8 protein-coding genes and 1 pseudogene are annotated in these 13,808 nt (G+C 72.7%); 3 read left to right on the top strand and 6 right to left on the bottom strand.

The window, feature by feature from the left end; translation table 11 throughout:
* The 3 genes and pseudogenes from ACIF6F_RS25460 to ACIF6F_RS25450 form a co-directional block, all read left to right on the top strand.
* Positions 1-2,046 (top strand): CDP-glycerol glycerophosphotransferase family protein (locus ACIF6F_RS25460; RefSeq protein WP_399950780.1); only part of this gene is annotated, 2,046 nt, incomplete at its 5' end.
* Positions 2,043-3,001, top strand: a pseudogene (locus tag ACIF6F_RS25455) (glycosyltransferase). The gene ACIF6F_RS25460 and the pseudogene ACIF6F_RS25455, both read left to right, overlap by 4 nt.
* A 153-nt stretch (positions 3,002-3,154) precedes the next feature.
* Entirely contained in the window at positions 3,155-5,053 is a 1,899-nt protein-coding gene (locus tag ACIF6F_RS25450; protein ID WP_399950777.1) for a glycosyltransferase family 2 protein, read from the top strand.
* A gap of 6 nt (positions 5,054-5,059) precedes the next feature.
* On the opposite strand, the gene galE is transcribed toward ACIF6F_RS25450, so the two are convergent.
* From galE to ACIF6F_RS25420, 6 genes are all read right to left on the bottom strand, one after another.
* Positions 5,060-6,058 carry a UDP-glucose 4-epimerase GalE gene (galE, locus tag ACIF6F_RS25445; RefSeq protein ID WP_399950774.1) on the bottom strand — a complete coding sequence of 333 codons (999 nt, stop codon included), beginning with the start codon at positions 6,056-6,058 and terminating at the stop codon, positions 5,060-5,062.
* Between the two features lie 70 nt (positions 6,059-6,128).
* Positions 6,129-7,802, bottom strand: coding sequence for a glycosyltransferase family 2 protein (locus ACIF6F_RS25440; RefSeq protein WP_399950771.1), 1,674 nt, complete (start codon positions 7,800-7,802; stop codon positions 6,129-6,131).
* A 129-nt stretch (positions 7,803-7,931) separates the two neighbouring features.
* Positions 7,932-9,374, bottom strand: a complete 1,443-nt coding sequence (gene obgE / locus ACIF6F_RS25435) for a GTPase ObgE (protein WP_399950768.1) — start codon at positions 9,372-9,374, stop codon at positions 7,932-7,934.
* Between the two features lie 159 nt (positions 9,375-9,533).
* Positions 9,534-9,788, bottom strand: a complete 255-nt coding sequence (gene rpmA, locus ACIF6F_RS25430) for a 50S ribosomal protein L27 (protein ID WP_008738950.1) — start codon at positions 9,786-9,788, stop codon at positions 9,534-9,536.
* 14 nt (positions 9,789-9,802) lie between these two features.
* Positions 9,803-10,123 carry a 50S ribosomal protein L21 gene (gene rplU, locus ACIF6F_RS25425; RefSeq protein WP_399950765.1) on the bottom strand — a complete coding sequence of 107 codons (321 nt, stop codon included), beginning with the start codon at positions 10,121-10,123 and terminating at the stop codon, positions 9,803-9,805.
* Positions 10,124-10,310: 187 nt separating this feature from the next.
* A partial coding sequence (locus ACIF6F_RS25420; RefSeq protein ID WP_399950762.1) for a ribonuclease E/G occupies positions 10,311-13,808 on the bottom strand: 3,498 nt, incomplete at its 5' end.

Raw genomic sequence — 13,808 nt, 5'->3', positions numbered from 1 at the left:
CTCCGCGACCTCCCCCTCCTCGACGACGACTACCGCCACGAATTCGCCCAACTCGCCAACGGCTACCTCGACACCATCCACCCCGACGCCTACGACCACGTGCAGCCCCTCCAGGCGATCTGCGCCTACCTCCTCAAGCAGGAGGACTGGGACAACCTGCTGCCGACGGCCGAGGCGCTCACCAACAAGGGGCGGCTGACCTCGCCGCTGGCCGAGCGGGACGGCCGGATCTACTGGTGCGCCGAGCACCTCGACGACGCCGAGGCCCGCCGGATACTGGACGTCACCGAGGACGGCTTCCACACCCGTCCGCTGACCGCGCTGACCCTGGGCAACCGGCTCACCTCGTACGAGGACGACGGCCGCGGCACGGTACGGCTCGCCGGCGAGGTCGTGAACCCGCTGGGCCGCATCAAGCCGGACGCCAAGCTGAGCGCCGCCGTCGAGTTCCGCGCCCGCCGTCAGATCGGCGTGAAGTCCTTCCGCTTCCCGGCGACCTCCGTCCGGCACGAGGGCGGGACCATCGCGTGGTCGGCCGAGGCGGACGTGGCGCACAAGGTCCGCCCGCTGGGCATCATCGACGCCGTCTGGGACGTACGGCTCATCCTGACCGCGGGCGGCGACAAGCTGACCACCCGCGTCTCGGTGGGCGGCACCGACCTGGAGTCGGCCCGCTCGCTGCGCGTACGGCCCCGGCTGACCCGTATGGTCGCCGACCGGTTCGTCCCCGAGATGACGAAGAAGGGCAACCTGTCGTACGTGCTCACCGCCGAGGGCAAGGCCGCGGTGCGTACGACGGAGCTGCTGGGCGACGCCATGCAGTCGAAGGCGGCCGGCGTGCTCAAGAAGGGCCTCAAGCGCGCCCTGAAGGCCAAGCGGAACTTCGGCTCGGGCGAGCAGAAGATCAAGGTCTACCACGACGTCTTCTCGAAGCTGCCGGTCAAGAAGGGCCTGGTCGTCTTCGAGAGCCACCTCGGCAAGCAGTACAGCGACAGCCCCAAGGCCATCTACGAGGAGATGCGCCGCCAGGGGGTGAAGTTCGACGCCGTCTGGTCGTACGCCGGCAGCGCCAAGGGCTTCCCGAAGGACGCCACCCTGGTCAAGCGGTGGAGCTGGCAGTACCTGCGGGCGCTGGCGCAGGCGGAGTTCTGGGTGGACAACCAGGGCTTCCCCCTCAAGCTCACCAAGCGCCCCGAGACCACCTACATCCAGACCTGGCACGGCTCCGCGCTCAAGCGCATGGGCTTCGACGAGCCGCGCATCAAGGCGCAGGGCCGCTCGGGCCAGGACGCCTACCAGGTGGCCCTGGACCGCTTCGACCACTTCCTGATCCGCTCCGAGCACGACACCCGCACCCTCGCCAAGGGCTTCCGGCTGAAGGAGTCGGTGCTGCTGCGCACCGGCTACCCGCGCAACGACGAGCTCGTCGCGGCCCACCGGAACGAGGCGGAGAGCGGCGAGCGCGTGCGCGGGCCGCTGGCCGCGGAGCTGGGCATCGCCCCCGACAAGACGGTGCTGCTGTACGCGCCGACCTTCCGGGCCGGTCCCGACGGGGCCGTGCGGGGCTTCGAGCTGCCCTTCGACGTGGAGCGGTTCGCGGAGGAGCTGGGCGACCGCTTCACGCTGCTGATCCGCACCCACTACCTCAACAGCGTCACGCTGCCCCCGTCGGTGCGCGGCAAGGTCATCGACGTCAGCCGGCACCACGACATCAGCCCGCTGCTGGCCCTGGCCGACGGCCTGGTGACGGACTACTCCTCCGTGATGTTCGACTACGCGGTGCTCGACCGCCCCATGATCTTCTTCGCGTACGACTACGCCGAGTACGTGAACGACATCCGCGGCACGTACTTCGACCTGAAGGAGAAGGCGCCCGGTCCGGTCGTCTCCTCCGCCGACGAGCTCTTCGAGACCGTGGACGGCTTCGAGGACACCGCGGCGAAGTTCTCCGAGGCACGGCAGCGGTTCCTCGCCGAGTTCGGCGAGTACGACCGCGGCGACGCGGCGAAGCAGATCGTCGAGCAGTTCTTCACCAGGGGCAAGTGACCGATCAGACCGCACGGCCGGGAGGCCGTGACCTCTTCCTCGTCTGCAACAGCGTGGACGAGCTGGGCGGGGTGACCACCTGGTCGCACCAGATCGCCCGGCTGTTCACCGAGCGCGGCAACCGCGTCCACGTCATCGGCATCGCGCCGGTCGAGGAGCACCTCCGCCAGGAGCTCCCGGCCGGCCTGCCGTACGCGACGACCACGCTCTGCGAGGAGAGGCCGCCCAGCATCCCCCCATGGAGGGTCTGAGGGGAGGCTGAACGCGGCGGCCAGGTGCGCCGGTACTACCGCAACGTCGACCGGATGCTGGTCCTCACTCCGGAGGACGCCGACCGGTGGATCCGCGCCGGGATGGAGAACACCGGCAGCATGCCGAACCCCCTCCCCTTCCTGCCGGACGCGCCCGCCCCGCGCACCGCCAAGGTGGTCGCGTCCATCGGCCGGCTCTCCGACGAGAAGGGCGTCGACCTGCTGCTGGACAGCTGGTCGGAGGTCGCGCCCCGGCACCCCGGCTGGACACTGCGGATCTACGGCGCCGGCGGCGACGAGCCGCTGCTGCGCGCCCGCTGCTCCGCGCTGGGGCTCGACGACTCCGTCGAGTGGATGGGCCGCACCGGCGACGTGCTCGGCGCGCTCACAGGCGCCTCGGTGTTCGCTCAGGCCTCGCGCGCCGAGGGCTTCCCGATCACGCTGCTGGAGGCGATGGCGGCCGGCGTGCCGTGTGTCGCCTTCGACTGCGCACCCGGCGTCCGCGAGATCGTCCGGCACGGCGAGGACGGCCTGCTGGCCCGGGTGGGCAACACCATGGAGCTGGCCTCCCACCTCGACCGGCCGATCTCGGACCGGAGCTGCGCGACCGGCCCGGAGACGCGGCCTTCCACAACGTGAAGCGCTACGCCGGCAGCGAGATCATCGACCGCTGGGAGGCGCTTTTCGCGTTCCTCCAGCGCTGAGGAGGACGAAAAGGCCGATAGGCCCGGTTTCAGGCAAAGGATCTTTCGGGCACGGGCGACGGGTCACCATTTGAGCAGTGGTGGCCCGTCGCCCTCGTCCGTAACCTCGGGTTGCAGGAAGCAGTCTGGGCACGAACCCGAGGAAGTAGCCGCATGGGCCCGCGCGTCAGTGTCATCGTCCCGGTCCACAACACCGAGAGATACCTCCGGCGCTGCTTCGACTCCGTGGCGGCCCAGACCCTCGGGCAGGACCGTATCGAGGTCATCGCCGTCGACGACGGCTCCGGTGACGGATCGGGTGCGTGGCTGGACGCGTGGGCACAGACCCACCCGAACGTCACCGTGCTCCACGAGCCCGCCTCCGGCGGCGCGGGCAGGCCGCGGAACGTGGGCATCGAGCGGGCCACCGGCGAGTACCTGTTCTTCCTCGACTCCGACGACTACCTCGGCACGGAGGCCCTGGAGCGGATGGTCGCCATGGCCGAGGAGCAGGGCTCGGACGTGGTGTACGGGCGGATCGTGGGCATCGGCGGCCGCCCCGCCCCCGTGGACCTGCGGCTGAACAGCCCGGACGTGAGCATCTTCGACTCCCCCGTCTACTGGACCCTCGCCGCCTACAAGCTGTGGCGCCGCACCCTGATCGAGAAGCACGGCCTGCGCTTCACCGAGGGCTACCTGATCAACGAGGACATCCCCTTCGCCGCGCACGGCGTCCTGCACGCCGAGAAGATCTCCGTGGTCGCCGACCACGACTGCTACTTCCTGGAGGGACGCGACGACGGCAGCAACGCCAGCCGCCAGGACGTGGACTGGGTGCGCCAGCTGGCGTACGTCTCCGGGATCCTCGACATGGTGGCCGCGCACGTCCCCGAGGGGCAGGACCGGGACAAGCTGATGGAGCGCCACTTCCACGGCGAGGTGCTGAGCATGTTCGGCGCCCCCTACCTGGCCCGCGACGAGGAAGGCCGCCGGGCCATGGCGGGGGCGGCCGCCCCGCTGGTCGAGAAGTGGATGACGGAGCGGATAGCCACGGCGCTGCCGCCGCGCCTGCGGCTGCGCGCCCACTGCCTGCGCACCGGCGACCTGGCGCAGCTCACCGCCGCCGTCGAGGCCGACACGGCCCGTGAGCTGGGGCCGGCCGTCATCGAGGGCGACCGCGCCTACGCCGCGTACCCGGCCTTCCGCGACCCTTCGGCCGGGATACCCGACGCGGTCTTCGACCTCACCTCCCGCATCACCCTGCGGCACCGCCTCACCGACCACCACTGGGACGGCCCGGTGCTGCGGCTGACCGGCACCGCCCGGCTGGAGGGTCTCGGGTCCGCCACCGAGCAGGGCGCCGGGATCCTGCTGCGGCGCCAGGGATACACGTACTGGGTGCCCGCCGAGACCGACGAGGACGGCCACTACACCGCCGCGATCGACGTCGGCCACGCGGCCGACGGTGGCCCGCTGCCGGACGGCATCTGGACGATGCGCGTCACCGCGGCCGCCGGCGAGCTGGTCAAGGACGCGTGGCTGCCGCGGCCCGAGGGCTCCGCGTACGACGGCCCGCCCGAGCCCAGGGTCGTGGACCGCGGCCGGGCCGCCGGGCCGACGGCCGTGGCCGTCTTCCACTCCGACCCGCACCAGCACGTGAACCTGGACGTCGGCGCCACCCGCTACCCCCTGGGCCGGGACGCCCTGGGCGCGGTGCACGTCGGCCCGCTGGGCCGCACCACCGTCGAGGCCTCCGCCACGGTGCCGGGCTGGCCCGCGGAGGCGCCGGTGCACCTGGTGCTGACGGCGCCGGGCAAGGCGCCCTTCGTGACCGCGGGCCGGGGCTCAAGCTTCGGCGAGGGCAAGGTCTCCGCCGCCGCCGGCCTGCGGGGCGTACCGGTGGGCACCTGGGAGCTGGCGCTCCGGCTGGAGTACCGCGGGTTCCTGCGGGACCTGCCCGTGCGCGGTGCCGACGGCGAGCGGCTGCGCGTCACCGTACGGCCGTCCGTGCCGCGGCGGCTGGTGCGGAAGGCCCGCAGGACGCTGGGCCGGGCACGGAGGACCGTGGACTGAGGAGCCTCAGATGATCTCGGCGCCGGCCGGGGCGCGGTGCATGCCCCAGCCGGCCCAGGCCGAGTCGATCATGGCGCGCACGTCGTGCCGGGCCTTCCAGCCCAGCTCGCGCTCGATCAGACCGGCGGATGCCACGACGCGGGCCGGGTCGCCGGGGCGGCGCGGGGTGACGAGCGGCTCGACGGTGTGGCCGGTGATCTCGTTGATGAGGTCGACCATCTCGCGTACGGAGGCGCCCTCGCCGCGCCCGATGTTGACGGTCAGGTCGCGCGCGGTGCCTTCCGCGGCCCACTCGGCCAGCTTGCGGGCGGCGACCACGTGCGCGTCCGCCAGGTCCTCGACGTGGATGTAGTCGCGGACGCAGGTGCCGTCGGGGGTCGGGTAGTCGTCGCCGAAGATGCGCGGCGCCTCACCGGCGTCGAGCCGCTCGAAGACCATCGGGACGAGGTTGAAGACGCCGGTGTCCGCGAGCTCAGGGGTGGCCGCGCCCGCCACGTTGAAGTAGCGCAGGCAGGCGGTGGAGATGCCGTGGGCCCGGCCCGCGGCACGCACCAGCCACTCGCCGGCGAGCTTGGTCTCGCCGTAGGGGCTGAGCGGCTTGCAGGGCGTCTCCTCCGTCACGAAGTCGACGTCCGGCATGCCGTAGACGGAGGCGGAGGAGGAGAAGAGGAAGTTCTTCACGCCCGCGTCCGCGACGGCCTGGAGCAGCACGGTGAGGCCCTGGACGTTCTCGTGGTAGTAGAAGAGCGGCTTCTCGACGGACTCGCCGACCTGCTTCTTGCCCGCGAGGTGCACCACGCCGGTGATGTGGTGCCGCCGGAGGGTCTCGTCGAGCACCAGCCGGTCGAGTACGGAGCCGACCACCAGCGGCACGCCCTCCGGGACGCGGCGGGCGTCACCCGTGGACAGGTCGTCCAGCACCACGACGCGCTCGCCCGCGAGCTGCATCGCGCGGACCACGTGCGAGCCGATGTAGCCGGCGCCACCGGTGATCAGAAAGGTCATTGTTACTCCCGATTCCTGTCCTTGCGGGTCTCCGCGGTCCCTGCGTGCCGCGGGGTCGGCAGCGGTGTCGTCAGCCCGCCGAGCCTGCCGCCCTGGCCATCCGGGCCCGGCCCAGCCGGTTCCTGACCAGGCTGACCGTGCCGTGCATCCCGGGGGCGAGCCGCATCCCGAGCGAGCCGGAGTTCGTCACGTAGGACTGCACCAGCAGCACACCGTACCTTCTGCTGGGGACGGCCCGGCGGCTCAGCCGGTTCCCCGAACAGCGCAGGGACGCGAGCAGCGTCTCGCCGCCGGCGCACTCCACGCGCAGCTGGACCTGCCATATCTGCAGGCCGGGGCGGCCGCGGCGGCGTCCGGCGCGGGCCAGGGCGGTGAGGCCGACCGGCAGGTCCGCGGTCCAGGAATCCGGACCCGCGGGGGTGAGGGGCGTGGGGCTCCCGACGTGCGGCTCGTCGCTGCCGCGGGTGCGGAACTCCAGGCGGGCGGTGCGCGGGGCGGCCGCCGCCAGGCGCCCGTACAGGTCGTGGACGCGGACCCGGATCCGGCCGTCGACCCCGGTGACCAGCTCGGCGTCCACGGTGACGGGCAGCCGGTCCGGCGCCAGCCCGTCGAGTCCGTCCAGCACGGCGGTGGGCAGCTCCTCGCTCCACACGGCGGTGCCGTCGGCGTCCCGCGCGTACGGCGGGAGCAGCCGCGGCGGCTCGGCGGCGAACGCGACCAGCCGGGCGACGTCGGCGGGCGGGGTGTCGGTGGCGCGCAGCACGTTGACGATCCAGCGGGCGGAGGCGTTCGCCGCGGCGACCTCCGACGGCAGGAAGCCGGCGAGGTAGTCGCGGGTCAGCGTCCACCAGGCCTGCTGGTACTCGGGGTCGGTGCCCAGCTCGCGGAGGTACATGCGCAGGTCGTACTCGAGGAACTTGACCCGGCAGGCGTGGACGAGGGCGTCGGCGCCGGCGTGGCGCATGATCTCGACGGCCTTGCGGTGGGCGTCGACCCGGGCCCGCCAGTTGCCGATGTCGGCGCGGTCCAGGGAGATGGAGACCTGCGCGGCGCTGCGGCGCACGTGCCAGACGTAGACGAGGTCCGGGACCACGGCGATGCGCGGGGCGGCGGCGAGCACCTGTGCAGTGAAGACGAAGTCCTCGTAGATGAAACGACCGTCGGGAAAGCGGATCGAATGCTTGTCCAGGAAGGAACGCTCGTAGAGCTTGTTGACGCACAGGGTGTCGCGGACCAGCTCGGGCTTGTCCGCGGGCCGCTCGATGACCGCGGGAGCCTGGTACAGCCCCGGCACCCAGGGCGTGTCCTGCTCCTGCGGGAGCTCCCGGCGTACGCAGGCGCCGACGGTCACCGGCGCGTTGTGGCGCAGGGCGGCGCGCAAGAGGGCCTCGGCCGCCCCCTCGGGCAGCACGTCGTCGCTGTCGAGGAACAGGACGTACGGAGCCGACGCGGCGGCGATCCCGTCGTTCCGCGGGGTGCCGCAGCCACCGCTGTTCTCCGAGCGGTGGATCACCCGCAGACGCGGGTGTACGGCGGCCAGCTCGTCCAGCACCTGCGCGGTGCCGTCGGACGAGCGGTCGTTCACGGCGATGACCTCGGAGACCACCGGGCCCTGGGCGAGGGCCGACCGTACGGCCTCGCCGACGAGCCGGGCGTCGTTGTAGGCGATCACCACGACGGCGACGCTGCCGTCACGGGCGGAAGGCGCAGTTCCGCCCGGGTGCTGAGGGAGCACGTTACTCACCCCGGGATCCTACGGGAGCCCGGTGAACGGCCCGTTCCACCCCTCGGCCGGAGCCGGGGGCCGGGGCGCACGCCGCAGCCCCGGGGCCGGGTGTACGACGTACGCCCGGCCCCGGGATCACGCGGACCGTCAGAACGGACGGAACTCGTCGAACTCGCGCTGCGCGTCGTCGCGACGCGCCTCCTTCTCGCGGCGGCGCTGGGTCGCCGGACGCGGGGCGTCCAGGCGGTGGTCCTCACCGCGGCGGCCGAGCATCTCGGCGCCCGCCGTCAGCGTCGGCTCCCAGTCGAAGACGACCGCGTCCTCGTCGGAGCCGATGGCCACGCCGTCGCCCGCCCGGGCACCGGCCTTGACCAGCGCGTCCTCGACGCCGAGGCGGTTGAGGCGGTCGGCCAGGTACCCCACGGCCTCGTCGTTGTTGAAGTCCGTCTGGCGCACCCAGCGCTCCGGCTTCTCGCCGCGCACCCGGTACACGTCCTCGGTCTCGTCGTAGGCGACCGTGAAGCCGGCGTCGTCCACGGCCTTCGGACGGATGACCATCCGGGTCGCCTCCGCCTTCGGCTTGCGGGCGCGCGCCTTGGCGACGATCTCGGCCAGCGCGAACGACAGCTCCTTGAGGCCCGTGCGGGCGACCGCGGAGACCTCGAAGACCTTGTAGCCGCGCTCCTCCAGCTCGGGGCGGATCATCTCCGCCAGGTCCTTGCCGTCGGGGATGTCGACCTTGTTCAGGACCACCAGGCGCGGGCGCTTCTCCAGGCCGCCGCCGTACAGGCGCAGCTCCTCCTCGATCACGTCGAGGTCGGAGACCGGGTCGCGGTCCGACTCCAGCGTCGCGGTGTCCAGCACGTGCACCAGCACCGAGCAGCGCTCGACGTGGCGCAGGAACTCCAGCCCGAGGCCCCGGCCCTGGCTGGCGCCCGGGATCAGGCCCGGCACGTCGGCGATCGTGTAGACCGTCGAGCCGGCGGTGACCACGCCGAGGTTGGGGACCAGGGTGGTGAACGGGTAGTCGGCGATCTTCGGCTTCGCGGCGGAGAGCACGGAGATCAGCGAGGACTTGCCGGCGCTCGGGTAGCCGACGAGGGCCACGTCCGCGACGGTCTTGAGCTCCAGGACGACGTCGCCGGCGTCACCCGGCTCGCCGAGCAGGGCGAAGCCGGGGGCCTTGCGGCGGGCGGAGGACAGCGCGGCGTTGCCGAGGCCGCCGCGGCCGCCCTGGGCGGCGATGTACGTGGTGCCCTCGCCGACGAGGTCGGCCAGGACGTTGCCCTGCTTGTCCAGCACCACCGTGCCGTCCGGCACCGTCAGGACCAGGTCCTGGCCGTCCTTGCCGGAGCGGTTGCCGCCCTCGCCGGGCTTGCCGTTGGTGGCCTTGCGGTGCGGGCTGTGGTGGTACTCCAGCAGCGTGGTGATCGACTGGTCGACGGTGAGGATCACGTCGCCCCCGCGACCGCCGTTTCCGCCGTCCGGGCCGCCGAGCGGCTTGAACTTCTCCCGGTGAACGGAGGCACAGCCGTGGCCTCCGTTACCCGCGGCGACGTGCAGCTCGACGCGGTCCACGAAGGTGGTCATGGTGGGGTGCCTCCGATACTGAGGGGGGAATCAAGCGAAATTTCTGTGTAGTACTGCACCCATGGAAACGCGCCGAGGGCGGACCCGCTTCCCGGCATGGCCGGGAAGTCTGAGATCCGCCCTCGGTGGGTGCTACGTGTCGTTCCGCTGACGCCTGGATCAGGCGGCGGGAACGATGTTCACGACCTTGCGGCCACGGTGGGTGCCGAACTGCACCGCACCGGCCTGCAGGGCGAACAGGGTGTCGTCGCCACCACGGCCCACGCCCGCGCCGGGGTGGAAGTGGGTGCCGCGCTGGCGGACGAGGATCTCACCGGCGGAGACGACCTGACCGCCGAAGCGCTTCACGCCGAGCCGCTGGGCATTGGAGTCGCGACCGTTCCGGGTGGACGATGCGCCCTTCTTGTGTGCCATGTCTCAGTCCCTCTTTACTTCGCGGCCGACGGGATCGCGGTGACCTTGATCGCCGTGTACTGCTGACGGTGACCCTGGCGACGGCGGTAGCCGGTCTTGTTCTTGTAGCGGAGGATGTCGATCTTCGCGCCCTTGTGGTGGTCCACGACCTCGGCCTGGACCTTGATGCCGGCCAGGACCCACGGGTCGCTGGTCACGGAGTCGCCGTCGACAACGAGCAGGGTCGAGAGCTCGACCGTGTCGCCAACATTGGCAGTGGAAATCTTGTCAACCTCAACGATGTCGCCGACAGCAACCTTGTGCTGGCGACCACCGCTGCGCACGATGGCGTACACGCGGATCTCTCTCTCACTCGGGACGGAACCCCTGAAGCCAGCCGGCCCCGGCCGATGCACGGGCGGCCTCCCCCACGCCGCGAGGCCGGGAGGTGTGGTGCTCAGGAGTGGCGGCGTGCCTCAGACACGCCGACGGTCTAGGTTACGGGGCCCGGTTTGAGAGGTCAAACCGGGCCCCGTGAGCCGGTCAGGCGTCGGTGGAGGCCGACACGGAGGGGAGCGTCTGCTGCTCCGCCGCGGCGGTCTTCTTCGTCGCCTTCTTGGCCGTGGTCTTCTTGGCCACCGTCTTCTTGGCGACCGCCTTCTTCGCGGTGGTCGTCTTCTTGGCGGCGGCCTTCTTCGCGGGGGCCTTCTTGACGGCTGCCTTGCGGGCCGTCTTCTTGGCCGGAGCGGCCTCCTCGGCCTCCACCGGAGCCTCGGCCTCCACGGCGGCCTCGGGGGCCTCCGCGGGCGCCTCGGCCGCCGGGGCGGCGACGACCACGACGGCCGCCTCGGCCGAACCCGCCGGCGAACCGGCAGGCGCGGTGGCCTTGCGGGTGGCACGGCGACGCGCACGCGGGGGCGCGGCGGTCTCCGCCACCGGTGCCTCGGCCTGCGCGGTCGCCGGCTCCTCGGCGGCGGCCGGAGCCTCCGCCACGGGCTCGACGGCCTCGGGCTCGGCCACGGCCACCGGCTCGGCCACCGGTACGACGACCTCCGCAGCGGCCTCGGCCGCCTTCGGGGCACCCGCCGGAGCGGTGGCCTTCCGGGTCGCGCGGCGACGCGTACGTCCCTTGAGCGCGACCTCCTCGACCGACGCCTCCACGTCCTCCGGGGCGGCGACGACGGCCTCGACCGTCTCGGCGGCCGCGACGGCCTCCGCGACGACCTCGGCGGCCGGCTCCAGCACCGTGTCCGCGGGCTCGGTGACCGGCTCGTCCATCACCACCGGAGCCGCGACGACCGGAGCGGTGGCCTTGCGGGTGGCCCGGCGACGCGAGCGACGGCCGCGCACCGCGGCCTCCGCCTCGGCGGCGCTGCTGTACAGCTCCTCGTCCGGGGCGAACGCCGGCTCGGGCAGCGCAACCGGAGCCGCCGCCTCGGCCGCGACCTCCGCCGCCGTCTCGACGGCCTCGGCGGACTCGCCCGCCGCGGTCTCGACCTCGTGCTCGTGGTCGTGGCCCTCGGCACCGCCGCGGCCGCGCTTCTTCGCACGCTTGCCGCCGCCACCGACCGCGGTCGGCTGCTCCATGTGGACGATCACACCGCGGCCGTTGCAGTGGACGCAGGTCTCGGAGAAGGACTCCAGCAGACCCTGGCCCACCCGCTTGCGGGTCATCTGGACCAGGCCCAGCGAGGTGACCTCGGCGACCTGGTGCTTCGTCCGGTCCCGGCCCAGGCACTCCAGCAGGCGCCGCAGCACGAGGTCCCGGTTCGACTCCAGCACCATGTCGATGAAGTCGATGACCACGATGCCGCCCAGGTCGCGCAGCCGCAGCTGGCGCACGATCTCCTCGGCCGCCTCCAGGTTGTTACGGGTGACGGTCTCCTCGAGGTTGCCGCCCTGGCCCGTGAACTTGCCGGTGTTGACGTCGATGACGATCATCGCCTCGGTCTTGTCGATCACGAGGGAGCCGCCCGAGGGCAGCCACACCTTGCGGTCGAGCGCCTTGGCGAGCTGCTCGTCGATCCGGTACGTGGCGAAGATGTCGACCTCGGAGGTCCACCGCTGCAGGCGGTCCGCCAGGTCCGGCGCCACGTGGTTGACGTAGCCGTGGATGGTCTCCCACGCCTCGTCACCGCTCACGATGACCTTGGAGAAGTCCTCGTTGAAGATGTCGCGGACGACGCGGACGGTCATGTCCGGCTCGCCGTAGAGCAGCGACGGCGACGAGGTCGTCATCTGCTTCGACTTCTTCTGGATGTCCTCCCACTGCGCCTGCAGGCGCTCGACGTCGCGGCGCAGCTCGTCCTCGCTCGCGCCCTCGGCGGCGGTGCGCACGATCACGCCCGCGTCCTCGGGGACGATCTTCTTCAGGATGCTCTTCAGACGCGCGCGCTCGGTGTCGGGCAGCTTGCGGCTGATGCCGGTCATCGAGCCCTCGGGCACGTAGACCAGGTAGCGGCCCGGCAGCGAGACCTGCGAGGTCAGACGGGCGCCCTTGTGGCCGATCGGGTCCTTGGTGACCTGCACCAGCACCGACTGGCCCGACTTCAGGGCGGACTCGATGCGGCGCGGCCCGTTGGCCAGGCCGAGCGCCTCGAAGTTGACCTCACCGGCGTACAGGACCGCGTTTCGGCCCTTGCCGATGTCGATGAACGCGGCCTCCATGGACGGCAGCACGTTCTGGACCTTGCCCAGGTAGACGTTGCCGACGTACGAGGTGGCCTGCTCCTTGTTGACGTAGTGCTCGACGAGCACGTTGTCCTCAAGGACGCCGATCTGGGTGCGCTCGCCGTTCTGGCGGACGACCATCACGCGCTCGACGGCCTCACGGCGGGCCAGGAACTCGGCCTCGGTGATGATCGGCACGCGGCGGCGGCCCTGCTCGCGGCCCTCGCGGCGGCGCTGCTTCTTCGCCTCCAGACGGGTCGAGCCCTTGATGGACTGCACCTCGTCGGAGGGCTCGGCCTTCTCGCGCGCCGGACGCGGCTCGCGGACCTTGACGACGGTGCGGACACCGTCCTCCTCGGCGGCCTCGGCCTCGCCCGCGGTGTCGCCGGAACGGCGGCGGCGGCGACGGCGACGGCGGCTGGAGCTGCTGCCCAGGCCCGCGGCGGCCTCGTCGGCCTCCTCCTCGTCGTCCTCGTGCGCCTCGACCTCGTCGGACTCCTCGGCCTCCTCGTCGGCGGACTCCTCCGCCTCGGCGGCCTCGCCACGACGGCGGCGACGGCCACCGCGGCGACGACGGCGCGTGGGGCGCTCGTCGCCCTCGGCCTCGTCCTCCGCCTCGGCCTCGGCCTCTTCGAGCTCGGCCTCGACGGCCTCCTCCTCGGGCTCCTGCTCGACGACCGGCTCGGGCTCGGCGGCAGCGCCCCGGCGGCGACGGCGACGGCCGGACACCGGTGCGGGCGCCTCGACGACCTCGGTCTCCTCGGTCTCCTCCGCCTCGGCCTCGGCCTCGCGCAGCGCGGCGGCCTCGGCGGCGGCCTGGGCCGCGGCGGTCTCCGGGGTCTGGAACATCGGCTCGGTGAACACCGGGGCCTGGAAGACGGCCACGGCGGGGCGCGCCGCACGGCGGGCGGGCGCGGCCTGCTCGGCGGCGGGCGCCTCGGCCCGGGCCTCGGCCTTGGCCGGGGCGGCGGCACGGGTCGCGCGGCGGCGGGTACGGCCCTGCGGGGCGTCCACGGCGTCGGCGACGGTCACGGTCCTCGCCGGGGCGGCAGGGGCCGGGGCCTCGGCTGCCTCGGAAGCGGCGGCGGGCGCGGTGGTGGCACGGGTGGCACGGCGGCGGGTGCGCTTGGGAGCGGCGTCCTCGACGACCGGCTCGGCGGCGGGCGCCTCGGCAGCCTGGGCCTCCGCCTCTTCGGCGGCCTCTTCCTCGGCCTCGTCCTCGGCCACGACGGCCGGAACCTCTTCGGCCACCGGCTCGGCGACCGGGGCGGCGACGGCACGGGTGGCACGGCGGCGGGTGCGCTTGGGGGCGGCCTCGTCGGCCACCGGCTCGGCAGCGGGCGCCTCGGCGGCCGGGGCCGCCACGGGAGC

Source organism: Streptomyces sp. NPDC086023 (assembly GCF_044540325.1).
GTDB lineage: Bacteria > Actinomycetota > Actinomycetes > Streptomycetales > Streptomycetaceae > Streptomyces.
The sequence above is the reverse complement of the archived record's forward strand: the minus strand, read 5'-3'. Positions and strand labels throughout refer to the sequence as shown.

What these genes read in the sequence shown, in the direction of transcription:
- rpmA (WP_008738950.1), bottom strand. Translation starts at nt 9,788, where the DNA reads ATGGCACACAAGAAGGGCGCATCGTCCACCCGGAACGGTCGCGACTCC.
- galE (WP_399950774.1), bottom strand. Translation starts at nt 6,058, where the DNA reads ATGACCTTTCTGATCACCGGTGGCGCCGGCTACATCGGCTCGCACGTG.
- obgE (WP_399950768.1), bottom strand. Translation starts at nt 9,374, where the DNA reads ATGACCACCTTCGTGGACCGCGTCGAGCTGCACGTCGCCGCGGGTAAC.
- ACIF6F_RS25450 (WP_399950777.1), top strand. Translation starts at nt 3,155, where the DNA reads ATGGGCCCGCGCGTCAGTGTCATCGTCCCGGTCCACAACACCGAGAGA.